At 74.2% G+C, this 26,284-nt stretch carries 18 protein-coding genes; 11 read left to right on the forward strand and 7 right to left on the reverse strand.

What is annotated here, in order from left to right; genetic code table 11:
• Positions 1 to 90 precede the first annotated feature (90 nt).
• A complete protein-coding gene (locus tag ACFU5J_RS11875) occupies positions 91 to 1,584 on the reverse strand; it encodes an MFS transporter (RefSeq protein ID WP_430577238.1) in 1,494 nt (497 codons plus the stop codon).
• Between the two features lie 398 nt (positions 1,585 to 1,982).
• On the opposite strand from ACFU5J_RS11875, the gene ACFU5J_RS11880 reads away from it, so the two are divergent.
• The 5 genes from ACFU5J_RS11880 (at position 1,983) to ACFU5J_RS11900 (ending at position 7,128) form a co-directional block, all read left to right on the forward strand.
• The gene (locus ACFU5J_RS11880) at positions 1,983 to 3,500 is read left to right on the forward strand and encodes an MmgE/PrpD family protein (protein WP_430578837.1); all 1,518 of its coding nucleotides are present in this window, start codon (positions 1,983 to 1,985) and stop codon (positions 3,498 to 3,500) included.
• Between the two features lie 20 nt (positions 3,501 to 3,520).
• The gene (gene prpB / locus ACFU5J_RS11885) at positions 3,521 to 4,432 is read left to right on the forward strand and encodes a methylisocitrate lyase (protein ID WP_430578838.1); all 912 of its coding nucleotides are present in this window, start codon (positions 3,521 to 3,523) and stop codon (positions 4,430 to 4,432) included.
• A gap of 30 nt (positions 4,433 to 4,462) precedes the next feature.
• On the forward strand, positions 4,463 to 5,617 hold the full coding sequence (locus ACFU5J_RS11890; protein WP_430578839.1) for a bifunctional 2-methylcitrate synthase/citrate synthase: 1,155 nt from the start codon (positions 4,463 to 4,465) through the stop codon (positions 5,615 to 5,617).
• Complete coding sequence (locus ACFU5J_RS11895) at positions 5,614 to 6,405, forward strand: class I SAM-dependent methyltransferase (protein ID WP_430578840.1); 792 nt, start codon at positions 5,614 to 5,616, stop codon at positions 6,403 to 6,405. Before ACFU5J_RS11890 ends, ACFU5J_RS11895 begins: the two co-directional genes overlap by 4 nt.
• Positions 6,406 to 6,501: 96 nt before the next feature.
• A complete protein-coding gene (locus ACFU5J_RS11900; protein ID WP_430578841.1) occupies positions 6,502 to 7,128 on the forward strand; it encodes a CYTH domain-containing protein in 627 nt (208 codons plus the stop codon).
• A gap of 246 nt (positions 7,129 to 7,374) precedes the next feature.
• On the opposite strand, the gene ACFU5J_RS11905 is transcribed toward ACFU5J_RS11900, so the two are convergent.
• From ACFU5J_RS11905 to ACFU5J_RS11915, 3 genes are all read right to left on the reverse strand, one after another.
• Positions 7,375 to 8,223: a D-alanyl-D-alanine carboxypeptidase family protein gene (locus ACFU5J_RS11905; protein WP_430578842.1), complete on the reverse strand. Its 849-nt coding sequence runs from the start codon at positions 8,221 to 8,223 to the stop codon at positions 7,375 to 7,377.
• Positions 8,224 to 8,434: 211 nt separating this feature from the next.
• Complete coding sequence (locus tag ACFU5J_RS11910; RefSeq protein ID WP_430577231.1) at positions 8,435 to 9,499, reverse strand: hemolysin family protein; 1,065 nt, start codon at positions 9,497 to 9,499, stop codon at positions 8,435 to 8,437.
• Positions 9,496 to 10,878, reverse strand: coding sequence for a hemolysin family protein (locus ACFU5J_RS11915; protein ID WP_430578843.1), 1,383 nt, complete (start codon positions 10,876 to 10,878; stop codon positions 9,496 to 9,498). Before ACFU5J_RS11915 ends, ACFU5J_RS11910 begins: the two co-directional genes overlap by 4 nt.
• Before the next feature lie 205 nt (positions 10,879 to 11,083).
• Here ACFU5J_RS11915 and ACFU5J_RS11920 point away from each other — a divergent pair, with 205 nt between their 5' ends.
• From ACFU5J_RS11920 to ACFU5J_RS11930, 3 genes are all read left to right on the forward strand, one after another.
• Positions 11,084 to 11,830 carry a response regulator transcription factor gene (locus ACFU5J_RS11920; protein WP_430577229.1) on the forward strand — a complete coding sequence of 249 codons (747 nt, stop codon included), beginning with the start codon at positions 11,084 to 11,086 and terminating at the stop codon, positions 11,828 to 11,830.
• Positions 11,830 to 12,969: a sensor histidine kinase gene (locus tag ACFU5J_RS11925; RefSeq protein ID WP_430577228.1), complete on the forward strand. Its 1,140-nt coding sequence runs from the start codon at positions 11,830 to 11,832 to the stop codon at positions 12,967 to 12,969. Before ACFU5J_RS11920 ends, ACFU5J_RS11925 begins: the two co-directional genes overlap by 1 nt.
• A gap of 344 nt (positions 12,970 to 13,313) precedes the next feature.
• The gene (locus tag ACFU5J_RS11930) at positions 13,314 to 17,090 is read left to right on the forward strand and encodes a multifunctional oxoglutarate decarboxylase/oxoglutarate dehydrogenase thiamine pyrophosphate-binding subunit/dihydrolipoyllysine-residue succinyltransferase subunit (RefSeq protein ID WP_430578844.1); all 3,777 of its coding nucleotides are present in this window, start codon (positions 13,314 to 13,316) and stop codon (positions 17,088 to 17,090) included.
• Positions 17,091 to 17,198: 108 nt separating this feature from the next.
• Here the strand turns inward: ACFU5J_RS11930 and ACFU5J_RS11935 are convergent, their stop codons facing one another.
• Positions 17,199 to 18,194: an aldo/keto reductase gene (locus ACFU5J_RS11935; protein WP_430577226.1), complete on the reverse strand. Its 996-nt coding sequence runs from the start codon at positions 18,192 to 18,194 to the stop codon at positions 17,199 to 17,201.
• A gap of 137 nt (positions 18,195 to 18,331) precedes the next feature.
• On the opposite strand from ACFU5J_RS11935, the gene ACFU5J_RS11940 reads away from it, so the two are divergent.
• Together ACFU5J_RS11940 and ACFU5J_RS11945 are read left to right on the forward strand one after the other, a co-directional pair.
• The gene (locus tag ACFU5J_RS11940) at positions 18,332 to 19,258 is read left to right on the forward strand and encodes an aldose 1-epimerase family protein (protein ID WP_430578845.1); all 927 of its coding nucleotides are present in this window, start codon (positions 18,332 to 18,334) and stop codon (positions 19,256 to 19,258) included.
• 125 nt (positions 19,259 to 19,383) lie between these two features.
• Positions 19,384 to 19,986 carry a GDSL-type esterase/lipase family protein gene (locus ACFU5J_RS11945; protein ID WP_430577224.1) on the forward strand — a complete coding sequence of 201 codons (603 nt, stop codon included), beginning with the start codon at positions 19,384 to 19,386 and terminating at the stop codon, positions 19,984 to 19,986.
• 6 nt (positions 19,987 to 19,992) lie between these two features.
• On the opposite strand, the gene ACFU5J_RS11950 is transcribed toward ACFU5J_RS11945, so the two are convergent.
• Both ACFU5J_RS11950 and ACFU5J_RS11955 read right to left on the reverse strand, forming a co-directional pair.
• Complete coding sequence (locus tag ACFU5J_RS11950; RefSeq protein ID WP_430577223.1) at positions 19,993 to 20,520, reverse strand: DUF664 domain-containing protein; 528 nt, start codon at positions 20,518 to 20,520, stop codon at positions 19,993 to 19,995.
• A 35-nt stretch (positions 20,521 to 20,555) separates the two neighbouring features.
• Positions 20,556 to 21,356, reverse strand: a complete 801-nt coding sequence (locus tag ACFU5J_RS11955) for a DUF4097 family beta strand repeat-containing protein (RefSeq protein ID WP_430577222.1) — start codon at positions 21,354 to 21,356, stop codon at positions 20,556 to 20,558.
• A 220-nt stretch (positions 21,357 to 21,576) separates the two neighbouring features.
• Between ACFU5J_RS11955 and ACFU5J_RS11960 the strand changes: the two genes are divergently transcribed.
• Positions 21,577 to 26,277, forward strand: a complete 4,701-nt coding sequence (locus ACFU5J_RS11960) for a hypothetical protein (RefSeq protein WP_430578846.1) — start codon at positions 21,577 to 21,579, stop codon at positions 26,275 to 26,277.
• Positions 26,278 to 26,284: the final 7 nt, after the last annotated feature.

Genomic DNA, 26,284 nt, shown 5'->3' on the forward strand with positions numbered 1-26,284 from the left:
CTCCGCGGACCACCCACCCCTCGGTAGCGAGCGGTCGCCGCCCGGCGGCGGGACGACGACCGATCGCTACGTCAGGGTCGGCACGGCGGCTCAGCGGGCGGGGACCAGGCCCGGCATCGCGTCGAGGTCGAGGTCCGGGTTCTTCTCCTGGGTGCGGACGAGCGCCTTCGCCTCGGCGTCGGTGTCCACCGACGGCATCGAGCCCGGCAGCGGCTTGCCCGCGCTCTCCTTGACGAAGCACACGGCGACCGCGCCGACGACGGCGAAGCCGATGAGGTAGTAGGCCGGCGCCATGCTGGAACCGGTGGCCTGGGTGAGCGACTCCACGATGAGCGGCGTCGTACCGCCGAACACCGCGAGCGCCACGTTGTAGGCCAGACCCATCGAGCGGTAGCGCACGGCCGTCGGGAACATCGCGGGCAGCGTCGCCGCCTGGACGCCCACCATGCACGCCACCGGCACCGCCATGAGGCACAGCCCCAGCAGCGTGGACCACACGTGGCCCAGGGCCAGCAGCAGGAACGCCGGCGCCGCGAGGACGGCCAGGGAGCCCGCGCCGAACCACAGCAGGGGGCGGCGACCCACCCGGTCGCTGACCGGGCCAGCCACGAGGATCATCACGGCGAGCAGCACCAGCACGGGCACCGTCAGCAGGGTGCCGGACGTGGCGTCGTAGCCGAGCGTGTCGGTGAGGTAGGTCGGCATGTAGCTGGTGAGCGCGTAGCCGGCCGTGTTGGCCACGGCCACGAGCACCATGGCGACGACGAGCGGGCGCCACTGCGAGCGCAGCGTGACGTCGGCCGCGGGGGCCGGCGCGGTCCCGCCGTGGTCCTTCGCGGCCTCGGCGGCGACCTGCTGCGCCTGGAAGGCCGGGGACTCCTCGATCTTCAGGCGGAACCACACGGCGAACGCGCCGATCGGGCCCGCGATCAGGAACGGGATGCGCCACCCGCCGTCGAGCATCGCCTGCTGGCCGAGCGTCACCTGCAGCACGGTCACGACGACGGCACCGAGGGCGAAGCCCAGGTAGCTGCCGAAGTCGAGGAACGACGCGGCCCAGCCGCGGCGGCGGTCGGGGGCGTGCTCGGCGACGAAGGTCGTGACGCCGGCGTACTCGCCGCCGGTCGAGAAGCCCTGCGCCAGCTTGAGCAGCACGAGCAGCAGCGGCGCGGCGACGCCGAGGACGCCGTAGGTGGGCAGCAGGCCGATGAGGAAGGTCGAGCTGGCCATCATCACGAGCGTGAAGGCGAGCACCTTCTGGCGGCCCACCCGGTCGCCGATGCGGCCGCACACGATGCCGCCGAGCGGGCGCGCCACGTAGGTGGCGGCGAACACGCCGAGGGAGAAGAGGATCTGCACGCCGGACGACGCCTGCGGCAGGAACACGGCACCCATGGTGACGGCGAGGTAGCCGTAGACGCCCACGTCGTACCACTCCATGAGGTTCCCGACGGCGGTGCCGCCGATCGTCTTCTTGAGCATGGAGTTGTCGACGACGGTGACGTCGGAGACGCGCAGCCTGCGGCGCGCGGCCGCGGTCGCGGAGGTGTTGCCGGGCAGTTCCTGAGGTCGTACGGCGGTCATGTTTCCTTCCGTGGCCGGCGCGGCGGCACGCGGTGTGTCGCAGCGGCCCGGCCCGTGACAGGGAGCCGGCGTCCACCCCGCGGGGCGGACGCCGAGCCCGAACATGGGCGGCCACGTTACCGATTCTTGACCCCGATGCAAGTTCACCGGGGCAATCATGGTGCGGGACCGGCACCTGGGCCGGCGCCGTCACCTGCGACGACACCGTTCCTTGGCACGCCGTTCGTGAACCCCACCACAGGGCCTCCCGACGGCGCCGCGGCGGGCCTCGTCCCGCTCCCTCGTTGGACCCTGCGCCCGCCGGGCGTTACGTTCTCGGGGCAGCCCGGAGCACCGGGCGGCGACGACGCCGGCAGCCGATGCCTGCCCGCATGCCTGCAGCCGGAGGACTCCCCCGCATGATCGACCACGAGGTCCGCGTCTACCGTTCCGACGAGCCCCTGCCGCGTACCGAGCAGCTGGCGTGGAAGATCGCGGAGGTCGCGGCCGAGCAGCTCGAGCCGACGCCCGAGGTCACCGACATGGTGATCAACCGCGTCATCGACAACGCGGCCGTGGCGACGGCGTCCCTCGGCCGCGCGCCCATCCTCGCGGCCCGCGCGCAGGCGGAGGCGCACCAGGTCTCCCGGGGCGGCGCCGGCGCCACGATCTTCGGCTCGCCCGCCCGCACCAGCCCCGAGTGGGCGGCGTGGGCGAACGGGGTCGCCGTGCGCGAGCTCGACTACCACGACACGTTCCTCGCGGCCGAGTACTCGCACCCCGGCGACAACGTGCCGCCGATCCTCGCCGTGGCGCAGCACCTGGGCCGCAGCGGCGCCGAGCTGCTGCGCGGGATCGTCACGGGGTACGAGGTCCAGGTGGACCTCGTCAAGGGCATCAGCCTGCACGCGCACAAGATCGACCACGTGGCCCACCTCGGCCCGTCGGCCGCGGCCGGCCTCGGCACCCTGCTGGGCCTGCCCGCCGGGACGATCTACCAGGCCGTCGGCCAGGCCCTGCACACGACCACCGCCACCCGGCAGTCGCGCAAGGGTGAGATCTCCACGTGGAAGGCCCACGCCCCCGCGTTCGCGGGCAAGATGGCGGTGGAGGCCGTGGACCGCGCCATGCGCGGACAGACCTCCCCCAGCCCCGTCTACGAGGGCGAGGACGGCGTGATCGCCTGGCTGCTCGACGGGCCCGACGCCCGCTACACCGTGCCGCTGCCGGCCGCGGGCGAGGACCGTCGCGCCATCCTCGACACGTACACCAAGGAGCACTCGGCCGAGTACCAGGCGCAGGCCTGGATCGACCTGGCGCGCCGCCTCGGCACCGAGCGGCCCGAGCTGCGCGACCCGGCGAACGTCCGGTCCGTCGTGCTGCACACCAGCCACCACACCCACTACGTCATCGGCTCGGGCTCCGGCGACCCGCAGAAGTACGACCCGACGGCGAGCCGCGAGACCCTCGACCACTCGATCCCGTACATCTTCACCGTCGCGCTGCAGGACGGCGCCTGGGACCACGTGGCCAGCTACGCGCCGGAGCGCGCCGGCCGCCCCGACACGGTGGAGCTGTGGCGCCGGGTCACGACGGCCGAGGACGCGGAGTGGACCCGCCGCTACCACTCGGTCGACCCGGCCGAGAAGGCGTTCGGCGGGCGCGTGGAGATCGAGCTCGCGGACGGCTCGCGCGTCGTGGAGGAGATCGCCGTCGCGGACGCGCACCCGCTGGGCGCCCGCCCGTTCGCCCGGGAGCAGTACGTGGCGAAGTTCCGCACCCTCGCGGCCGGCGTGCTGGCCGACGAGGAGACCGAGCGGTTCCTCGACGTCGCCCAGCGGCTCCCGGAGCTCACCGCCGCCGAGCTGTCCGGGCTCACCGTCACCCCGCTCGCCGACGCGCTGGCGGCGCACCCCGTCGCGCCCGGCATCTTCTGAGGACCCGGAGGGGACCCGCCGTGCTCTACTCGTCCACCACCCCCGCCGCCAAGCGCGCGGCGTTCCGCGAGCGCCTGCGCTCGGGCGAGCTGCTGCAGCTCCCGGGCGCGTTCAACCCGCTCGCGGCGCGGCTGATCCAGGACAAGGGGTTCGACGGCGTGTACGTCTCGGGCGCCGTCGTCGCCGCCGACCTGGGGCTGCCCGACGTCGGCCTGACGACGCTCACCGAGGTCGCCGGCCGGGCCGGCCAGGTCGCCCGGATGACCGACCTGCCGACGCTCGTGGACGCGGACACCGGGTTCGGCGAGGCGATGAACGTCGCGCGCACCGTGCAGGCGATGGAGGACGCGGGCGTCGCCGGCATGCACGTCGAGGACCAGGTGAACCCCAAGCGCTGCGGTCACCTGGACGGCAAGCAGGTGGTGGACGAGCCGACGGCGCTGCAGCGCGTGCGCGCGGCGGTCGCCGCCCGCCGGGACGAGAACCTGCTGGTGATGGCGCGCACCGACGTGCGGGCCGTCGCGGGCCTGGCGACGGCGATCGACCGGGCCAAGGCCCTGGTCGACGCCGGGGCGGACGCGATCTTCCCCGAGGCCATGCGCGACCTCGCGGAGTTCGAGGCCGTCGCGAGCGCCGTCGACGTCCCCGTGCTCGCCAACATGACCGAGTTCGGCAAGTCCGAGCTGTTCACCACCCGGCAGCTGGCCGACGCCGGCGTGGCGCTCGTGATCTATCCGGTCTCGCTGCTGCGCCTCGCGATGGGCGCGGCCGAGCGCGGCCTGGACGCCCTGCGGGCCGAGGGCTCGCTCGCGGGGCAGGTCGAGCACATGCAGACCCGGGCCCGGCTGTACGAGCTCGTGGACTACGCCGGCTACTCGTCGTTCGACACCGGCGTCTTCGACTTCACCCTGGACGACAACCTGCACGGCTGACCGCCGCACCATCGCAGCAAAGGAGCATCGATGACAGAGCACACCGGGTCCGAGCCGGAGGTCCGCCGCGGGCTGGCGGGGGTGGTCGCCGACGTCACGGCCATCTCCAAGGTGGACCCCGAGACGAACTCCCTGCTGTACCGGGGCTACCCGGTGCAGGACCTCGCGGCCACCCAGCCGTTCGAGGCCGTCGCCTGGCTGCTGTGGCACGGCGAGCTGCCCACGTCCGACGAGCTCGCGGGCCTGCGCGCCACCGAGCGGGAGCACCGGCCCCTCGCCGACGACGTGCGCGCGGCGATCGACCTGCTGCCGGTCACGGCGCACCCCATGGACGAGCTGCGCACCGCGGTCAGCGTGATCGGCGCGCGGGAGGCCGCCGGGCTCACCGCCCTGGAGGCCGCCGCGGACCCCGAGGTCAACCTCGCCCGCAGCGTGCGCCTCTTCGCCGCGCTCCCCGCGGTCGTCGCCTACGGGCAGCGCCGGCGCCGCGGCCTGGAGCCGGTGGCCCCGCGCGACGACCTCGACTACGCCGCGAACTTCCTCTGGACGACCTTCGAGGCCGAGGCGGACCCCGTGGTCGCCGACGCGTTCAGCCGCTCGATGACCCTGTACGCGGAGCACTCCTTCAACGCCTCCACGTTCACGGCGCGCGTCATCACGTCCACCCTGAGCGACCTGCACTCCGCCGTCGTGGGCGCGGTGGCGGCGCTCAAGGGCCCGCTGCACGGCGGCGCCAACGAGGCCGTCATGGAGACGCTGGCCGAGATCGGCTCGGCCGACCGGGCGGCGGCGTGGCTCGACGACGCCCTCGCCGAGAAGCGCAAGATCATGGGCTTCGGGCACCGCGTCTACAAGCACGGCGACTCCCGCGTGCCGACCATGAAGGCCGCCCTCGACACGCTGGTCGAGCACTACGACCGCGCCGACCTGGGCGCCCTCTACGACGCGCTCGAGTCCGAGTTCGTGGCGCGCAAGGGCATCTACCCGAACCTCGACTACCCGTCGGGCCCGGCGTACCACCTCATGGGGTTCGACACGGCCACGTTCACGCCGCTGTTCGTCGCGGCCCGCGTCACGGGCTGGACGGCGCACGTGATGGAGCAGCAGGCCGCCAACGCCCTCATCCGCCCGCTGTCGGCGTACGTGGGTCCCGAGCGCCGCGAGGTACCGCCCGCGACGTCGTGACGGTCGGCGGGCAGGCGCCGGCCGGCCCCGCCTCGTCGTTCGGCGGGGCCGCCGGCGCCTATGCGGCGCACCGCCCGGACTACGCGCGGGCGGCGGTGCGCTGGGCCCTCGAGCCCGCGCCCGGCCCGCGCGTGCTCGATCTCGGCGCCGGGACCGGCAAGCTCACCGCCATGCTGCTCGACCCGGCGGTCGTCCCCGGCGCGGAGGTCGTCGCCGTCGAGCCCGACCCCGCCATGCTGGGGGAGCTGCGACGGTCCTCCCCCGGCGCCCGCGCCCTGCCCGGCAGCGCCGAGGAGATCCCGCTGCCGGACGGTTCCGTCGACGCCGTGCTGGCCGGCAACGCCCTGCACTGGTTCGACATGGCGGCCGCGGGCCCGGAGATCGCGCGCGTGCTCGTCCCCGGCGGCGTCCTCGCCGGCCTGTGGAACCTCCTGGACGACGGCGTCGGGTGGGTGGCGGGGCTCGCCCGTGTGGCGGGGAGCGCCGTGGTCGGGCCGCGCGACACGCCCGCGGCCTGGCGGGCGGCGACGTCCGCCCTGATGCCCGGACCGGACGTGGCGCCGTTCGACCCGCCCGAGCGTGCGGAGCTGCCCCACGAGCAGCGCCGCACCGCGGGCTCCCTGGTCGCCACGCTCGCGACGCGCGCCGGCGTGCTCGTCATGCCGGAGGCTGAGCGGGCGGGGACCACCGGGCGGATCCGCGCCTACCTCGCGGACCGGCCGGAGACGGCGCGGGGCGAGTTCGTCCTGCCGATGCGGACCGGCGTGCTGCGCGCCCGCCGCCGCTGAGCCGCCCGGCGAGCCGTCGTGCCGCGGCGCGGGCGACCGGGCGGTCGGGCGGTCGGTCGGTCGGCCACGTCACCGCGGCGCACTAGGCTCGACGGCATGTCCGCCGACTACTCCGACTTCGAGTTCGAGCGCCGGTTCTTCGTCCGCGAGCTCCCCGACGCGCTGCGCGACGCGCCCGCCCTCATCGTGCAGTCCTACTTCCTCTCCGACGGCGGGTACGCGCTGCGGGTGCGCGTGCAGGCCACGGGCGTCGAGGCCCGGCTGGGCGCGGACAGCGACGCGCGCGACGTGCTGGAGCTGTACGGGTCCCGCGTCGACTTCGCCGCCGTCACGGTCAAGGGCCCGTCCGTGGGCGGCACCCGGTACGAGGCCGAGCGCCAGCTGGACCCGCTGGTCGGCGTCGAGCTGGTGCGCCGCGGCGGCGCCCAGGTCGTCAAGACCCGCTACGCGGCCTGGCTCGGCGCCGACGGCTGGTCGATCGACGTCTTCGGCGGCGCCAACGCGCCCCTGGTCGTGGCGGAGTGCGAGCGCTCGGGCCCGGTCACCGACCTGCAGATCCCCGACTTCTGCGTCACGGAGCTCACCGACGACCGCCGGTTCTCCAACGAGTCCCTCGCCGTGGACCCGTTCCGCGGCTGGTCCGCCGCGTACGCGCAGGAGCTCGCCGCCCAGGGCCCGCGCTTCCGCGACGACTTCGGCGGCAACACCACCATCACCACCTGACGGCCGGTCGGCGCGATCGCGACGGTCGCGACGGTCGAGGCACCCTCGCCCTGCCGACGCGGCGCGCCCGGTGCGACAGCGGGACGCGACCACGCGTTTCCGGACGAGCGGGGCGGTCGAGGTCCGTCGCGCGGTCGTATCCTCCCGAAGCGGAGCGCCCGCTGGGGCGCGTGAACGCGACGCGCGAAGGTCCTCGGCCGCCCCGCGAACCCCGCCACGACACCGCTCAGAACCGGAGCGGCGCGCTCAGTGCCAGACGGAGACTTCCTCGACGCCCGGCCGGTACTCGAAGTGCCAGGGCTCGTAGTTGCCGGAGCCACCACGCTGCGCCCACGGCGGGTTCTCCCAGCCGTAGGCGGGGCCGTTCTCCCACAACCAGCCGTAGACGTCGCTGGTGCGGTACTCCTGCCCGCACAGGTCGACGGCGAGCCCCCAGCCGTGCATCGACGAGCCGGGCTGCGCCGCGAGGTACCCGCGGCTGGCCTTGACGGCGTACTGGGTGGACAGCGAGCGGTAGCTGGCGACGAGGCACAGGTCGCGGCCGAAGCGGGCGCGGAAGGCGTCGTTGAGGCCGCTGAGGGCGACGGCGGCGTCGGCCCGGAGCTTCTCGCCGTCCTGCCAGATGTTGCAGAGGGAGTGGTCGGCCAGCTGGCCGTTGGTGCCGTCGATCGGGGCGTCGGCGTCGCAGTCCGGCAGCGGGCTGCGCTCCGCGCTCCGGCTGGCGGCGGAGGCCTCGACGCGCACGTCGCGGGGCGCGGCGGCGATCGCGCTGGACGTGCGGGGGGTGTCCACCCCCTGCTCGAGGAGGGCGAGGGTGGAGGGGCCGGTCGGCTGCGTGTCGAGGTCGAACGGGGTGCCGCCGTGGCTGGCCTGCGCGTCGGTGACGAGGGGCGCGGCGATGGTGGCCGCGGCGAGCGAGCCGAGGACGGTCAGGCGCGTGACCCAGGCGTGGCCGGCGGGGGCGGCGTGCCGCCCGTCGCCGCGCGAGGACGACGAGCGCTTGCGAGGCTTCTTGCCGGCGCGGGCGAGCTCGGCCTCCCGGATCTCCCGGCGTGAGCGCGGCGCGGCTGCGTCACCCTGCGACGTCGCCTCCACAGCACCTCCGCGCTCGTACCGGGACGGCCGCCGTGGCCGCCCGGGTCTCCGGACCCGAACACGGACCGCCCGTCGCCGCGTGTCCCGCACGCGGCCGCAAGGGCGATCCGTCACGGAACCATAACGGGGTCGCGCTCCCCCGCCAAGTCCCGGTCCGCCCCGTGGTTGCCCGCGGCGCGCGCCCTCTCGGGTGGGAGGGTGTCCACCCTGGTCAGGGTCGCCGCTGCATCGCGTCCCGGACCTCGCCGACGAGCTCTTCGAGGATGTCCTCGAGGAACACGACGCCGAGCACCCCGTCCGGCCCCTCGACGCGCGCGAGGTGGGACCCGGAGCGCTGCATGGCACGCAGGGCGTCCTCCACCTCGTCGCCCGGCCGCACGGACGCGAGCGCGCGCACGCGCCACGCCGGGACGGGCAGGTAGCGGTCGCCGTCCGCCGCGTAGAGCACGTCCTTGAGGTGCAGGTAGCCCCGCAGGGCGCCGCCCGTGCGGTCGGCGTCGTCGTCGTCCGCGTCGCCTCGCACGGGGAAGCGGCTGTAACCGGTGCGTGCCACGAGGTGCTCGACGTCGTCCGGCGTGGTCTCGGGCCCCACCACCACGAGCTCGTCGAGGGCGACCATGACGTCCCCGGCGGTCCGCGACGAGAACTCGATCGCGCCGGCGAGCAGCCCCTGCTCGTCGCGGAGCACGCCCTCGGCCTGGGAGTGCTCCACGATCGACTGGACCTCCTGCGCGGTGAACGCGGAGGCGACCTCGTCCTTGGGCTCGACGCCCGCGAGGCGCACCGCGTGGTTGGCGACCCAGTTGAGCGCGGAGATCACCGGGCGCACGGCCCGGCCCAGCAGCACCAGCGGCGGCGCGAACCAGAGGGCCGCGGTCTCGGGGCCGGCGACGGCGAGGTTCTTGGGCACCATCTCGCCGAGCACCACGTGCAGGTACACGACGATCGCGAGCGCGAGGACCAGCGAGACGGGGTGCAGCAGGGCCACCGGCACCCCGACGGCCTCGAACGGCACCTCGAGCAGGTGCGCCAGCGCGGGCTCGGCCACGATGCCCAGACCGGTGGAGCAGACCGTGACGCCCAGCTGCGCGCAGGCGAGCATCAGGGACACGTGCTCCATGGCCCACAGGGCGGTGCGGGCACGGCGGTCGCCGGCCTCGGCCCGCGGCTCCATCGCGCTGCGGCGCGCGGAGATGACGGCGAACTCGGCGCCGACGAAGAAGGCGTTGCCGGCGAGCAGCAGCACGCCGAGCAGCAGGGCGGTCCCGGTGGTCATCGGCCCTCCCCCCGCGCGTCGTCGGCGTCGTCGTCGGGCGGGTCGGCGAGGACGCGCAGGCGCTCCACGCGACGCCCGTCCATCGCCTCGACCCGCAGCAGCACGTCGCCGCAGCGGACCTCGTCGCCGCGCTCGGGCACGCGCCCCAGCTCCGCCATCACGAGGCCGCCCAGCGTCTCGTAGGCCGGGCCCTCGGGCACGACCAGGCCGGTGCGCTCCTCGAGCTCGTCGGGGCGCAGCACGCCCGGCACGACCCACGACCCGTCGGTGCCGCGCACGACGCCGGCCCGGCGGGGGTCGTGCTCGTCCGCGACGTCGCCCACCAGCTCCTCCACGACGTCCTCCAGCGTGACGATCCCCGACGTGCCCCCGTACTCGTCCACGACGACGGCCATCTGCAGGCCCAGCCCGCGCAGCTCCACGAGGAGCGGGCCGAGCCGCACCGTCTCGGGGACGCGGGGCGCGTCGACCATGAGCGCGGCGGCGGGCACCTCCCCGCGCCGGTCGTGCGGGACGCCGACGGCCCGGCGCAGGTGCACCAGGCCTACGACGTCGTCCCGGTCCTCGCCGATCACGGGGAACCGCGAGTGGCCGGTGCGGCGGGCGAGGGCGACCACCTCCGCCGCGGTGGTGTCCCGCTCGACGACGGCCATGCGCATCCGGTCGGTCATGACGTCGCGCGCGGAGAGCTCGTCGAGCTCGAGGGAGTTGGTCAGGAGGGTCGCGACCGACTGGTCGAGCGTGCCCTCCTGCGCCGAGCGGCGCACCAGCGACAGCAGCTCCGACGACGAGCGGGCCCCGGAGAGCTCCTCGCGCGGCTCCACCCCGACCCGCCGCAGCAGCGCGTTGGCGGATCCGTTGAGGACGACGATCAGGGGCCGGAACAGCATGGTGAAGACGCGCTGCACGGGGACCACGAGCCGCGCCGTCGCGTGCGGGGCGGACAGCGCGAAGTTCTTCGGGATCAGCTCGCCGAACAGCATCGAGAACGCGTTGACGACCACGAGCGCCAGCACGACCGCGAGCACGCCGGCCACGCCCTGCCCCATCGCCGTGGCGGCGAACGCGTCGGCGAACAGGGACAGCAGCGCCGGCTGGGCGGTGTAGCCCAGCAGGATCGTCGTGATGGTGATGCCGACCTGGGCGGAGCTCAGCTCCGTCGACAGGTGCTTGAGCCCGGCGCGCACGGCCCGGTCCCGCCGGTCCGACGGGCGCGCGGTCGTCGTGTCGCCGCCGGGCCGCGGACTGTCGCCCTCCTCGTCGTCGGCCCCGAGGACGGCCGGGTCGAGGGTCACGAGGGAGAACTCGCTGGCCACGAACACCGCGGTGCCCGCGGTGAGCGCGACGCCCAGCACGATCATGAGCACGTCACTCAGCACGAGCGGCTCCGGAGGGTGCGGCGCGGCGGCACCGAACGGTGCGGCGGCGGGGTGGCCAGGCGGATCGGCGCGGGCGGCCGCGCGCTATATCGGCTCTCGTCCATCGTGCTCGATGCTATCCGGCGGCCGGCCCCGGGCGAGTCGGCGTCCACCCCGGACAGCGTGTGTACAGCGCTCCCCCAGGCTCGCGGTGCAAGATGGCACCATGACCACCGCGACCCCTCCGAGCACCCCGGGCACCTCGGGCACGTCGGGCCAGCAGAACGCCACCGTGCTCGTCGTCGAGGACGAGCCAGCGATCGCGGCCGCCATCGCGCAGCGGCTGTCCGCCGAGGGCTGGCGCGTCGAGGTGGCGCGCGACGGCCTCGCCGGCGTGGACGCCGCCTCCCGCCTCCACCCGGACGCGATCGTGCTGGACGTCATGCTGCCCGGCATCGACGGACTCGAGGTCACCCGCCGCATCCAGGCGGACCACCCGATCCCGATCCTCATGCTCACCGCCCGGGACGACGAGACCGACATGCTGGTGGGCCTCGGCGTCGGCGCGGACGACTACATGACCAAGCCGTTCTCCATGCGTGAGCTCGTGGCCCGCGTCAAGGCGCTGCTGCGTCGCGTCGAGCGCGCCCAGCAGGCCGCCGTCACGACGCCCGCCGACCCGCCGATGGTCATGGGCGACGTCACGATCGACCGGGCGCAGCGGCGCGTGCACCGCGGGGGCGACGAGGTGCACCTGACGCCCACCGAGTTCGAGCTCCTGGTCATGCTCGCCAGCTCCCCCAAGACGGTGCAGACGCGCGAGCGGCTCCTGGCCGAGGTGTGGGACTGGGCCGACGCGAGCGGCACCCGCACCGTGGACTCGCACATCAAGGCGCTGCGCCGCAAGCTCGGGCCCGACCTGATCCGCACCGTGCACGGCGTCGGCTACGCCTTCGAGCCGCCGGAGTCCTGATGGACGCCGGCCCCGGCGGACCGGACGACAGGCCCGGTCCCCCGCCGCGGCGCAAGGAGCACCACCGGCTGCCCGACGTCCGCCCGCTCGACCCGCTGCGGTCGCTCAAGACGAAGCTGGGCGTGCTGGTCGTCGCGACGGTGACGTTCGCCGTCCTCATCACGTGGATCGGCCTGCAGAACGAGCTCGGCCCCACGCGCACGCTCCCCCTGGCGATCTTCCTGTCGCTGGTCATCGTGCAGCTCCTCGCCCGCGGCATGACGTCGCCGCTGCGGGACATGACGGCGGCCGTGCAGGCGATGGCGGCGGGCGACTACTCGATCCGCGTACGCGCCACGAGCCGCGACGAGGTGGGCCAGCTCGCCGAGGCGTTCAACGTCATGGCAGCCGACCTGGACGCCTCCGACCGCGTGCGCCGCGAGCTCATCGCCAACGTCTCCCACGAGCTGCGCACGCCCGTCGCGGCGCTGCAGGCACAGCTGGAGAACATGGTGGACGGCGTCACCGAGCCGACGCCGTCGGCGCTCGAGCTGTCGCTGGAGCAGACGGAGCGGCTCACCCGGCTCGTCACGTACCTGCTGGACCTGTCGCGCGTGGAGGCCGGGGCGTCCGCCCTCGTGCTGAGCGAGTTCTCGGTGGGCGACTTCCTCGAGGAGACGGCGCAGGCGATGTCGATGGTCGACGCCGCCAAGGGCCTGAGCTACGTCGTGGACGTCACGCCACCGGACCTCACGCTCGAGGGCGACGTGGAGCGCCTGCGCCAGGTGGTCACCAACCTGCTGCAGAACGCGATCCGGCACTCGCCGCACGCCGGCACGGTGCGGCTGGACGCCTACCCCGTGGACGACGACGTCGTCCTCGAGGTGAGCGACGAGGGACCCGGCATCGCCCCCGAGGACCGCGGCCGCATCTTCGAGCGGTTCGCCAGCGGCGCGGCCGCCGGCCGGCCGCACGCCGCGCCGCCCGCCGGGATGGCGAGCGGCGGGACCGGCATCGGCCTGGCGATCGTCCGCTGGGCCGTCGACCTGCACGGCGGGCACGTCGAGGTCGCCGACACCGCCCGCGGCGCGACGATGCGCGTCACGCTCCCCGCCCAGGCCCGGCCAGCACCCGGCGTCACGACCGAGTCCGACGACTGACCGTCGCCCCGCGCACCGGCCGCCGTCACGGCGTGACGTTGCTCACACTCGTCCGTCACGTCGTGCCAGGCCTGGTCCGCCCATGACGCCGGACAACGGAGTCATCGGGTCGACCCGAGGAGCCGTTGCCCCCCGCATTACCGGACGGTCACGATGCCGCCCCGGGGCCCCCGGAACGGCCGTCTGACGCCGCTCGGCCTCCCCGGCGACACGCCGCGAAGGGCATAGGCTGGGACCTGCGTGCGGCACCGCCGTGCGTATTTTCCGGTCGAACGAGTTGCAACGGTGTGAAAGTGGGCGATCCGCGCGTGGTGTCCCCGAAGGACGGGTCAGAGTCGATCAGCGTGGCGAGCGCGTTCGGAGCCAACGAATGGCTTGTCGACGAGCTCTACGAGCAGTACCTCAAGGACAAGAACGCGGTGGACCCCGCGTGGTGGGACTTCTTCGCCGACTACGAGCCCGGCGAGCACGACGGCGCCGCGGCCGACGCGGCGCCCGCGCAGCCCGCGGCCCCGGTGACGCAGGCTCCCGCCCCGGCAGCGCCCGCGGCGCCCCAGGCGGCCCCCGCCCCCGCGAGCGGGTCCGGCACCGCCGCGGCCGAGGCCGCGAAGGCGGCCAGCAAGGCCGCGAAGGCGGCACCCGTCCCGGCCGACCCCGAGGTGAGCGCGGTCCGCCCCGTCGCCGAGGCCCTCCCGGCCACGGCGCCCTACGCGGAGGTCGCGAAGGCCTCGCCGAAGGCCGCCGAGGACGACGCCACCGACGACGTGCAGAAGCTGCGCGGCCCCGCGGCCCGCGTCGTCACCAACATGGAGGCCTCGATCGAGGTCCCGACCGCCACGTCGGTGCGCGCCGTGCCCGCCAAGCTCATGGTGGACAACCGGATCGTCATCAACAACCACCTGGCCCGCGGCCGCGGCGGCAAGATCTCGTTCACGCACCTCATCGGCTTCGCCCTCGTCGAGGCGCTGTCCGACATGCCGGTGATGAACGCGCACTACGAGAGCATCGACGGCAAGCCGCACGTGGTGCACCCCGCGCACGTCGGCTTCGGCCTCGCGATCGACCTCGCCAAGCCCGACGGCTCGCGCCAGCTCCTGGTGCCGAGCGTCAAGAAGGCCGAGGAGCTCGACTTCGCCGGCTTCTGGGCCGCGTACGAGGACCTCGTGCGCAAGGCGCGCGGCGGCAAGCTCGGCATGGACGACTTCGCCGGCACCACGATCTCGCTGACCAACCCGGGCGGCATCGGCACCGTGCACTCCGTGCCGCGCCTCATGGCCGGCCAGGGCACGATCATCGGCGTCGGCGCCATGGACTACCCCGCGGAGTTCGCGGGCGCGTCCGAGGAGCAGCTGGCCCGCATGGCGATCTCGAAGGTCATGACGATCACGTCGACCTACGACCACCGCATCATCCAGGGCGCGCAGTCCGGCGAGTTCCTCAAGGTCCTCGCGGGCAAGCTGCTCGGCCTCGACGGCTTCTACGACCGCGTCTTCGCGGCCCTGCGGGTGCCGTACGAGCCGGTCCGGTGGGTGCGCGACAACACGGTGGACGCCGACGTCGAGGCCGCCAAGCCGGCCCGCATCGCCGAGCTGGTCCACTCCTACCGCTCGCGCGGCCACCTCATGGCGGAGACCGACCCGCTCGCCTACCGCCAGCGCAAGCACCCCGACCTGGACATCCAGAACCACGGCATGACGCTGTGGGACCTGGACCGCCGCTTCCCGACGGGCGGCTTCGGCGGCAAGACCAAGGACACGCTGCGCGACATCCTCGGCCTGCTGCGCGACTCGTACTGCCGCACCATCGGCGTCGAGTACATGCACATCGCCGACCCGGCCCAGCGCAGGTGGCTGCAGGAGCGGCTCGAGTCGGGCTACGCCCGCACGCCGCGCGAGGACCAGCTGCGCATCCTGCGCCGCCTGAACTCCGCCGAGGCGTTCGAGACCTTCCTGCAGACCAAGTACGTCGGCCAGAAGCGCTTCTCGCTCGAGGGCGGCGAGTCCGTCATCCCGCTGCTGGACGCCATCCTGTCGAAGGCCGCCGAGGGCGGGCTCGACGAGGTCGGCATCGGCATGGCGCACCGCGGCCGCCTCAACGTGCTGGCGAACATCGCGGGCAAGAGCTACGGCCAGATCTTCAAGGAGTTCGAGGGCCAGCTCGACCCGAAGAGCGTGCAGGGCTCCGGCGACGTGAAGTACCACCTCGGCACCGAGGGCGTCTTCACGGCCGAGACCGGCGCGACCACGAAGGTCTACCTCGCGGCGAACCCGTCCCACCTCGAGGCGGTCGACCCGGTGCTCGAGGGCATCGTGCGCGCCAAGCAGGACCGCATCGACCTGGGCGGCGACGGGTTCTCCGTCCTGCCGATCCTCATCCACGGCGACGCGGCCTTCGCGGGCCAGGGCGTGGTCCCCGAGGTGCTCAACCTCGCGCAGCTGCGCGGCTACCGCACCGGCGGCACGATCCACGTGATCATCAACAACCAGGTGGGCTTCACCACCGGACCGTCGTCGTCGCGCTCCACCACCTACGCGACCGACGTCGCCAAGGGCTACCAGGTCCCCGTCTTCCACGTGAACGGCGACGACCCCGAGGCCTGCGTGCGCGTGGCCGAGCTCGCCTTCGCCTACCGCGAGCAGTTCGACCGCGACGTCATCATCGACATGGTCTGCTACCGCCGCCGCGGCCACAACGAGGGCGACGACCCCTCGATGACGCAGCCGCTGATGTACAACCTCATCGAGGCCAAGCAGTCGGTGCGCAAGCTCTACACGAAGAACCTCGTGGCGCGCGGCGACATCACGGTCGAGGAGGCCGAGCAGGCGCTGCAGGACTACCAGTCCCAGCTCGAGCGGGTCTTCACCGAGACCAAGTCGGCGGGCGCGGCCACGACGCCCGACGGCGACGACGAGATCCTCGGCCTCGAGCGGCCCGAGTCGCAGCGCGAGGGCGCCGGCGACATGGTGGGCTGGCAGACGGCCGTGCCGCACGCCGTGCTCGAGCGCGTCGGCGCCGTCCAGGTGTCGGCCCCCGAGGGCTTCACCGTGCACCCGAAGCTGGCCCAGATGCTGGAGAAGCGCCAGCTCATGGCCAAGGAGGGTGGCATCGACTGGGGCTTCGGCGAGCTCGCCGCCTTCGGGTCGCTGCTCATGGAGGGCACCCCGGTGCGCCTCGCCGGGCAGGACTCGCGCCGCGGCACGTTCGTGCAGCGCCACGCCGTGCTCCACGACCGCAACACGGGCGCCGAGTGGACCCCGCTGCTGTACCTGGCGGGCGACCAGGCGAAGTTCTGGGTGTACGACTCCTCGCTCAGCGAGTACGCGGCCCTCGGCTTCGAGTACGGCTACTCCGTGGAGCGCCCGGACGCCCTGGTGCTCTGGGAGGCGCAGTTCGGCGACTTCGTCAACGGCGCCCAGACGGTCATCGACGAGTTCATCTCGTCGGCCGAGCAGAAGTGGGGCCAGAGCTCGTCGCTGGTCATGCTGCTGCCGCACGGCTACGAGGGCCAGGGGCCGGACCACTCGTCCGCCCGCATCGAGCGCTTCCTGCAGCTCGCGGCCGAGAACAACATGACCGTCGCGCAGCCGTCCACGCCGGCGTCGTACTTCCACCTGCTGCGTCAGCAGGCGTACGCCCGCCCGCGCCGCCCGCTGGTCGTCTTCACGCCGAAGCAGCTGCTGCGCCTCAAGGCCGCGGCCTCCAGCGTGGAGGACTTCACGACGGGCACGTTCGAGCCGGTCCTGCCGGACCCGACCGTGGACGCCGCGCAGGTGGACCGCGTGCTGCTGAGCACGGGCCGCGTGTACTACGACCTGCTCGCCGAGCGGACCCGCCGCGAGGACACCCGCACCGCCCTGGTGCGCCTGGAGCAGCTCTACCCGTTCCCGGAGGAGCAGATCCGCGCGCAGCTCGCGCAGTACCCGGGCGCCGAGGTCGTGTGGGTCCAGGACGAGCCGGAGAACCAGGGCGCCTGGTCCTTCCTCCACCTGGCCTTCCCGGAGGACATGCCGCGCGTGCGCGTCGCGTCCCGCCCGGCGTCCGCCGCCACCGCGCCCGGCACGGCCAAGCGGCACAAGGAGCAGCAGGAGGTCCTGCTCGCGCAGGCCTTCGACCGCGTCTGACGCGCCGCGCACGGGAACGACGAAGGGCGCCCCTCCACCTGCGGGTGGAGGGGCGCCCTTCGTGCTGCGACGTCCGGTGCGGCGGCGAGGTCCGGCGGGACCTCCGCCTCACCACCTGTCGTGCACGTGCTCCTTGATCGCCTCGTCGTAGATCTCGCGCACGCCGGAGGTGAACAGCGGCCCGAGCACCTCGGCGGAGCCGGCGGCCGCGTTGAGCCGCGCCTGCTCGGCGCTGCGCGCGCCGGGGATGACGGTCGAGACGCCGGGCTGCTGCCAGACCCAGGCGATGGCCGCCTGGGCGGGCGTGAGGTCCTGCCCCGCGGCGGAGCCCGCGAGCTCCGTGAACCGTGCGGCGGCGTCGACCCCGACGTCGAACGGGACGCCCGCGAAGGTCTCCCCGACGTCGAAGGCCTTGCCCTCGCGGTTGAACGTGCGGTGGTCGTCCTCGGAGAACGTGGTCTCGTGCGTGTACCGGCCCGACAGGAGGCCGGACGCGAGGGGCACCCGCGCGATGACCCCCACGCCGGCCGCGGACGCCGCGGGGAGCACCTGCTCGAGCGGCTTGAGGCGGAACGCGTTGAGGATGATCTGCACCGTGGCGACGCCCGGCCGCGCGATGGCGGTGAGCGCCTCGTCGACCGTCTCGACCGAGACGCCGTACGCGGCCGTCACGCCGTCGGCGACGAGCGTGTCGAGCGCGTCGAAGACCTCGTCGTCCGAGTACACGGCGGTGGGCGGGCAGTGCAGCTGGACGAGGTCCAGCGTCTCGACGCCGAGGTTGCGGCGCGACCGGTCGGTCCACTCGCGGAAGTTCGCCAGCACGTAGTTCTCCGGCACCTGGTCCATCCGGCGGCCCATCTTCGTGGCCACGGTGAGCCCGTCGTCGCGGTGGTCCGCGAGGAACGCGCCGATGGTCTGCTCGCTGCGCCCGTCGCCGTAGACGTCCGCCGTGTCGAAGAAGGTCACGCCGGACTCGAACGCGGCATCGAGCACCGACCGGGCCTGGTCGTCGTCGACCGAGCCCCAGTCCGCCCCCAGCTGCCAGGTTCCCAGGCCGACGACCGACACCAGCCGGCCGGTGCGGCCGAGCACCTGCTTCTCCATCGTTCCCCCGTTCGGTGGCACCGCCGTCGTCGACGTCGGCGCGGACCCCTCGCGCGCGCGAGGAGACGTGTCGTCAGATCTGGCTCCCCTACGCTACGTCGCCCGCACCGATCCGGCGTGCCGACTACGGTGTGAGCGTGAACACCGCTGAATCCTCCGCCGTCCCCACCCCGTCGGGCCGGCAGTTCCGCATCGCCGCCGGCGAGCACCGCGCCACCATCACCGAGGTCGGTGCGATGGTGCGCGAGTACGCCGTCGGCGGTCGCGACGTCTTCGTCCCCTTCGCCGAGGAGGAGGCCGCCCCCGTCTTCAACGCCGCCGTCCTCCAGCCGTGGCCCAACCGCCTGCGCGACGGCGCCTACGTCGTCGACGGCGTGCCGCACCAGGTGGCGGTGAGCGAGCCCGACCGCGGCACGGCCCTCCACGGGCTCGTCTGCTGGTACCGGTGGACGCCGGTCGAGGTCGCCGAGGACGCGGTGACCCTCGAGCTCGCGCTCCCGGCGCAGAAGGGCTGGCCGTTCCAGCTCGTGCTGCAGGTGCGCTACGCGGTCTCCGACGCCGGCCTGGAGGTGGTGACGCGGGCGCGCAACGTGGGCGCCGGGACCGCGCCGTACGGCGTCGGCTTCCACCCCTGGCTCTCGACCGGCGGCGCGTCGCTCGACGCGTGCACCGTGAGCCTCGACGCCACGACCCACGTGACCGTCGACGGCCGCCTGCTGCCCACCGGAACCGAGCCCGTCGCCGGCCCGTACGACCTGCGCGCCACCCGGTCGATGGCGGGGCTGGACCTCGACGACGCGTGGGTCGACGCGACCCGCGACGACGCCGGCCTCTCCTGGGCGCGGCTCGGGTGCCCGGACGGGCGCACGGCCGCGATCTGGATGGACGGCTCGATGGACTGCTGGCAGGTCTGCTCGGCCGACCACATCACCGGTTACGAGCGGTTCGGGCTCGCGGCCGAGCCCATGAGCTGCGTCGCCGACGCGTTCAACACCGGGGAGCGCCTGGTGCGGCTCGCCCCCGGCGACGAGCACGTCGTGCGCTGGGGCGCCACCCTGCTCTGACGCCGTCCGGGGCATGCCCTCGGCCCGCCGCACGGCCCGGCCCGGCGTGGGATCCCGCCACCCGGCCGGGCCGCGGGCAGAATGGCCGCGCAACTGCGAGACAGGACTTGGACGGTGAAGGCTCTGTGACCCAGACCGAGGTGCGCATCTGCGTCGTGGGCGACGAGCTCAGCGTGGGCGTCGGGGACGCCCGCGCCCTGGGATGGACGGGCCGCGTCATGGCGCGCACCCGGTTCGGGCGGCCCGCGATGGCGTTCACGCTCGCCGTGCCGGGAGAGACCAGCTCGGCGCTCGGCGCGCGCTGGCAGGCCGAGACGGACTCGCGGTTCGGGCCCGAGGACACCTGCGAGAACCGCCTCGTGGTCGCGCTCGGGCGGCACGACGTCGCCTCGTCGCTGTCCGTGGCCCGGTCGCGGCTGAACCTGGCGAACATCCTCGACGTGGCCGAGGCGAGCCGGGTCCCGGCGTTCGTCGTCGGGCCGCCGCCGGGCCGACCGGAGGACGGCGGCCGGATCGCCGAGCTCTCCGCCGCCTTCTCCGACGTCGCCAGCCGGCGCCGGGTGCCGTACGTCGACACCTACACGCCGCTGGCGCAGCACGAGCAGTGGCTGGCCGACCTCGCGACCAGCGGCTCGACCTACCCCGGGCAGGCCGGCTACGGCCTCATGGCGTGGCTCGTGCTGCACACCGGCTGGCACTCCTGGCTCGGGCTGCCCGCCGACGAGTGACCGGGCTCAGGCGCCCGCCCGCTGGGCCAGGCCGCGCACGTACGCGGCCTGCCCCACGTGCTGCAGGTCGTCGGCGGCGACGCTCACGAGGCGCACCGCCAGCGTGACCGGCGGGTCCCAGCGGGTGTCCACCACACGCTCCAGGTCAGCGGCGGTGACGGTCGCCAGGTACGCCGTCGTCGCGGCGTGCACGTCCTCGAGGTAGCCGCGGAGCAGGGTCGCGTCGGCGCGCACGGCCGCGACCTGCTCCGGCGTGTGGCCGTACCCCGTGTCGGCCGGGTCGAACGGCAGCGCGAACTTCGCGGCCCAGCCGCCCGCCGTCCAGCGCTGCTCGACGCCCGCCACGTCCGCCACGTGGTCGTCCTGCACCCGTGCCAGGTGCCAGAGGAGCCACGCGACCGTGTTCGCGTCCGGGTCGGGCCGGTACGCGAGGCGCTCGGCGGTGGCGCCGCGGAGCACGCGGCGGGCCTCCCCCACGACGCGCCCGAAGGCGTCTTCCAGCAGGGCGACGTGGGGTGCGGACGGTGCGGTCATCGGTCCTCCTCGCCGACGCCCGTGGGCGTCGGTGGTCAACGACGGTCGACGGTGACGTGCGCGGACGTCACCGTCGCGGACAGGTAGGCGGCGCTGCGGCCGTCGGCCGGCTGCTCGCCGTGGTCGACGACCAGGGTGGCACCCGCGCTGGGGAGCACCGAGCCGTCGAGGACCACCTGGCCCGACGCCCCGCGCACCCGGAGGTTGACGGGCGTGCCGGCGGGCAGGCGCAGGTCGATCGCGCCGGAGACGGTCTTCGCGGTGATCATGGGGCTGGCCTGGGTCGCGGTGATCGTGGCGGCCCCCGACACCGTGTTCAGGGAGACCCTCGCGAGGGCGCCCGAGAGCGCGATGGAGCCCGCCGCGCTCGAGCCCGTCACGTCGCCCGTGTGCTCCTGCGCCGACATCGATCCCGACACGGTCTTGAGCGACATCGGACCGGTGGTGCCGGTGGCGCGGACGGCGCCGGTGACGGTCTTCACCGCGACCTTCCGCCCGCCCGTGACCTGGACGTCCGCACCGAGCGTGCCGACGTCGACAGCGCCGTCCGCGGGCACGACCACGCGCACCACGGCGCGCTCGCTCTGGCGCGGGTTGCGCAGCTTCGCCATCACGGAGTCGAGCACCGAGGACTCGTAGCCGACCCGCAGCCGGTCGCCGTCGCGCACGACCTGGAGCGGCTTCGCGCCGACCTCGAGCAGCTCGATGCGCACGCCGGTGGCCGCCGGGTCGGCGACCACGTCGGCGCGCCCGTCCTGCAGGCGGAGCGTCACCCCCGTCGCCTGCTCGACGTCGATGGTCTGCGGGGCGGCGACCGCCCACGACTCCGTGCTCATGAGGCTCCCTGTGGTGCTCGGGCTGCTGGGGACGGGTCCACCCTCTCAGAGCGGACCGCCTCCCGGATCGGGGATGCCCCGGAATCCGACCCTGGGGACCGTTCGCGGTCCCCCTAGGGCCATGGTTACATCGCAGACAGGCGGGTGCGCCGCGGGCTGCCGGCGACCCACGCCCCTCGGGGCGGGCGACGGGCTGACCGGCTGACGGAGGAACCGCGTGATGGATCGAGTCTCGGGCGAGCGGCACAGGACCGACCCGCGGCGCAGGGTCGCAGGGACCCTCCTCGCCGTGGTCGCCGCGATCGCCCTGGTGGCTCCGCTCGGGCCGGTGACGCCGACCGCCGCAGCGGCGGTGGGCGCCCCCGGCAAGGGGCTCCCGGTGGCGGACCAGGGAAACATCACGATCAAGGCGGGCGGGGCCCGCGCGGCCAACGGCACCATCGCGCCGCTGGCCGGCGCGACCTTCCAGTTCTACCAGGCGACCAGCACGGGGGCCCGGGGCGCGCTGGTCGACGGCGCGACCTGCACGACGGACGGCACGGGGATGTGCAACGTGACCCTGGCGCCGCGCTTCGCGTCGACGGGCGGCCAGAACGCGACGCCGTACGGCTACATCGCCGTGGCGACCGCCGTGCCGGCCGGCTACACCCTGATCGACCAGGTGACGACGGGCACCACGGCGAACCGCAGCACCGTGGCCCTCGAGTACCAGACCGGCCCCGTCTACGCGGACACCGCCTACACCGTCCCCGCCACCGTGGCGGCGGCGACCACCCGGAACCAGACCACCTCCGGGACGGCGATGCCGGCCTCGGCCGACAACCCGGCCCTCGCCGTGAAGTGCGGCCTGAACGTCGCTCTGCTGGTCGACGTCTCGACCTCGGTCTCGAACTCCGGCAGCGTCAACGCCCTCAAGACTGCTGCGACGGCCTACGTCAACGCGCTGGCCGGGACGCCGTCGCGCGTCGCGATCCAGACCTTCGGGACGACCTCGCCGTCGTCGGGCACGGGCAACTCGACCCTCGGCCTCACCTCCGTCGCGACCACGACCGGGGCGCAGACCGTCCGCGACAAGGTCGCCGGACTCACCGTCCCGACGAACAACGGGACGAACTGGGACGCCGGCTTCCGCGGGGTCAGCACGCTGGCGGACCAGGGCCTCGACGTCGTGGTGATGATCACCGACGGCCTCCCGACCTACTACAACGTCAACGGCGACGGATCGGGCAGCACGACGCGGTTCATCGAGCTCGAGCACGCCGTCGCCTCGGCCAACGCCGTCAAGCAGTCCGGGGTGACCGTCCAGGCCATCGGTGTGGGGAGCGGCATCGCCGGCTCCCCCGCGAACCTCGTGGCGGTCTCGGGCCCGACCGCGAACACCGACTACTTCGCGGTGAGCGACTACACCGCGCTGCAGCAGACGATGCGCACGCTCGCCAGCGGCGGGTGCGCGAGCACCGTGAACGTGACCAAGCTGGTCCGGCCGGCCGGCGGCGGCGCGCCGGTCGCCACCTCCGGCTGGCAGATGGCCGCCGATGCCGCGACCCCGATCGTCAAGGTGTCGGGCAGCACCGACGAGTTCGCGACGTCCGCACAGGCGGCGACGGGCTCCACCGGTGCGGTGAGCTTCCAGCTCAACCAGCCGATCGACACCGACGACGACGTCCACGTCGTCGAGGACACGGTGGGCGGCTACTCGCTCGAGCTCCAGGACGGCGACAACGCCGCCTGCACGAACAGCTGGACGACGGAGTCCGTGGCGGTCGAGAACGACGCCGACGGCCCGGGGTTCACCGTCAACGTGCCGCAGGGCGCCATCGTGTCCTGCCAGATCATCAACCAGGCCGAGACCCAGACGGCGATGCTCGAGGTCGACAAGCAGTGGTGGTTCGACCTCGACGGCGACGGCGAGGACCTCGACGGGCCGTACGGGCCCGACGACGTGCTGCCCATCGCGAACCTGTCCGCCGCGCTCACGCTCTCCGGCGACGGCGTCGGCCTGCCCGACGGACCGCACTACTTCGGCACCACCTACGGCAACCTCGTGCCCGGCGGGACGGTGGACGTCGGCGAGACGGTCACGGGCCTGCCTCCGCTCTGCACGAACGAGGCGACGGGCACGGGCGACGTGGGGCTGGAACCGACCGGCGACGACTCCTCCCCGTTCGTCAACGCGGTGACCGTCGTCAACACCGTCACCTGCGAGTCCCGGCTCACGCTCGAGAAGTGGGTGGAGAGCACCGGCCCGGCCACGGCGGACGACTGGGAGCTGAGCGCGTCCGCGATCGACGCCACGGGTGCGCTCCCCGGCCCGCAGGGCGCGGTCAGCGGGAGGGAGGACGCGACGAGCCCGGTGACGCCGGAGGTCCGGTACGCCCTCGGCGAGGAGGGCACCACCGGCGGGTCGTCGAGCTACGTCCAGCGCTGGAACCCGTCGCTGACCGGTCAGTGGAACGACGCCGCCGCCAACGGCGCCACCGGGTCGTGGCTCTGCGTCACGGCGGCCGGGGTCGGGGACGACGGCACCCCGACCTGGGGCACCGACCAGTTCGACGGTCGCAACGGCGGCGTCACCGTCAGCGCCGGGCAATGGGCCAAGTGCACCGCCGAGAACGTCGCCGAGCCGGAGCTGGAGCTGGTCAAGACCGTCGCGATCGACGGGCGGGAGACCACCCAGGGGGCCGAGCGGTGGACCCTCGGGGCCGCGTGGACGTCCCCCGTCGCCCCGGACCCCGCCGGCGGCACGTTCACGCCGCCGCGGGAGCAGGAGCCTGTCAGCGGGGCCGGCGGCGTCGAGCGTCAGCCGGTCCTGCCGGGCGGCTACGTGCCGACCGAGTCGACGGTCGCGGGGTACGAGAACGGCGAGACGTGGACGTGCACGCTGGACTCCCAGCCCGACGCCCCGTTCCCGCTGGGCACCGGGCAGATCGACCTGCCGGACGGCGAGGGCGCCTCGTGCGAGATCGTCAACACGGCGATCCAGCCGACCCTGCAGCTGGTCAAGGAGGTCGCCGGCGGCGGCCCCGCCACGCCGACGGACTGGGTCCTCGCGGCGGAGCCGACGGAGGTCGTCGACCCGGTCGCGCCGACCGTCACCGACCCGGACGGAGGGGACACCGAGGTCACGGACGTCTACACCAACACGGGGTACGCGTTCTCGGAGGCGCCCCGCGGCGACTTCGACGACCGCGGCTACACCGCCGGCGACTGGACCTGCGAGGACACCAGCACCGACCCGGCGTCCGCGGTCGCGGTGTCGGCGGAGGGCACGATCCCGGCGCTCACGGTCGGCCAGGCGGTCGTCTGCACCGTCACCAACACGGCGGTGCCCCCGACGCTGTCGCTCGCCAAGGAGGTCGTGTCCAGCGACCCCGACGTCCGCGCCGCGGACTGGACCCTCACCGGCACCGGCGCGAGCAGCAGCGTCACCGGCGACGGCACCGCCACCGGCCAGGTGGCCGTCGACGAGGACATCGCCCTCACCGAGGCCCCGGCCGGGGACTTCGACGCCACCGGATACACCCCCGGCGACTGGGCCTGCCAGGACGCGGAGGGCGAGGACGTCGCCCTCGACGTCGACGGGCCGGGGGCCGCCACGCTCCCCGGGCTCACGGTCGGCGAGAGCGTCACGTGCACCATCACCAACACCGCCGACGAGCCCAGCCTCGCGCTCGACAAGATCGTGGACGCCGGCGGCGACGAGCGGTACAGCGACGCGGACTGGACGCTCAGCGGCGCCTACGGGGACGACGACGTGAACCCCGACGGCGAGCCCGGTGACGTGGCCGCCGCCCCCGTCACCATCGGCACGGACATCACGCTCGGCGAGGCGTGGGCACGCGAGGGAGAGGCCGACGGCGGTTTCGACCTCGGGGCCTGGGCGTGCCAGGACGCCGACGGGGCCGACGTCGCCGTCACCGCGGGCGGTCCGGGCACGGCGACCCTCCCCGGCCTCGGCGCCGGCCAGCACGTGACCTGCACCGTCACCAACACCGCGATCCCGCCGGAGCTGCAGCTCGACAAGCAGGTGTCGGGTGGCACCGACCGCGAGCCGTCCGACTGGACGCTGTCGGGCGAGGGCGACGCCGGCACGACGCTCCGCAACCCGGGCAGCTCGCCCGGGGCGGAGGCGCCGGTCCAGGTGGTCGGGCTCGGCGAGTCGTTCGTGCTCGACGAGGCGCCGAACGGCTGGGACGACTCCGGGTACGACAAGCTCGGCTGGACGTGCGCGGTGGTCGACGGCCCCGCGGCCCCCGAGCCCGAGATCGTCACCCGCGACGACGGCTCCGCGGCGCTCGCCCCGCTGGCCCCCGGCCAGCAGGTCCGGTGCGAGGCGCAGAACCGCGCCGTCGACCCCGTCCTCCACCTCGTCAAGGAGGTGGAGGGCGGCGACGGCACGCCCGAGGACTGGGTGCTCACGGGCGCCGTCGACGGCCGGACGATCGTCAACCCCGACGGAGCACCGGGGAACGTCCCCGGCACGGCCGTGCCCGCGCAGGTGAGCATCTCGCTCGCCGAGTCGGCGGTCGAGGGCCTGGACGAGTCGGAGTGGACCCACGGCAGCTGGGCCTGCACGCTCGACGACGGCCCCGGCGCGGCGCCCGCGGTGGAGGACCTCGGCGGCGGAGCGGGTGAGCTGAGCGGGCTGGAGCCCGGGCAGGAGGCCACCTGCGTGATCGTCAACTCGTACGCGGGTCCGGCGCCCTCCCCGTCACCCTCCCCCGAGCCGTCCGGCGGCACGCCGACCGCGTCGCCGTCCACCGGACCGGGCGGGCCCGGGGCCGAGGCGCCCCCGACGGGGCTCGGCAGCCTGCCGATCACCGGCGCGGACCTCGTGCCGTGGTTGGCGGCCGCTCTCGCCGCCATCGCGCTCGGCGTCGCCGGGGTGGTCGTCTCCCGCTCGCGCCGGCGCGACGGCTGATCAGGTC

The sequence above is a fragment of the Isoptericola sp. NPDC057559 genome, from assembly GCF_042801555.1.
GTDB lineage: Bacteria > Actinomycetota > Actinomycetes > Actinomycetales > Cellulomonadaceae > Isoptericola.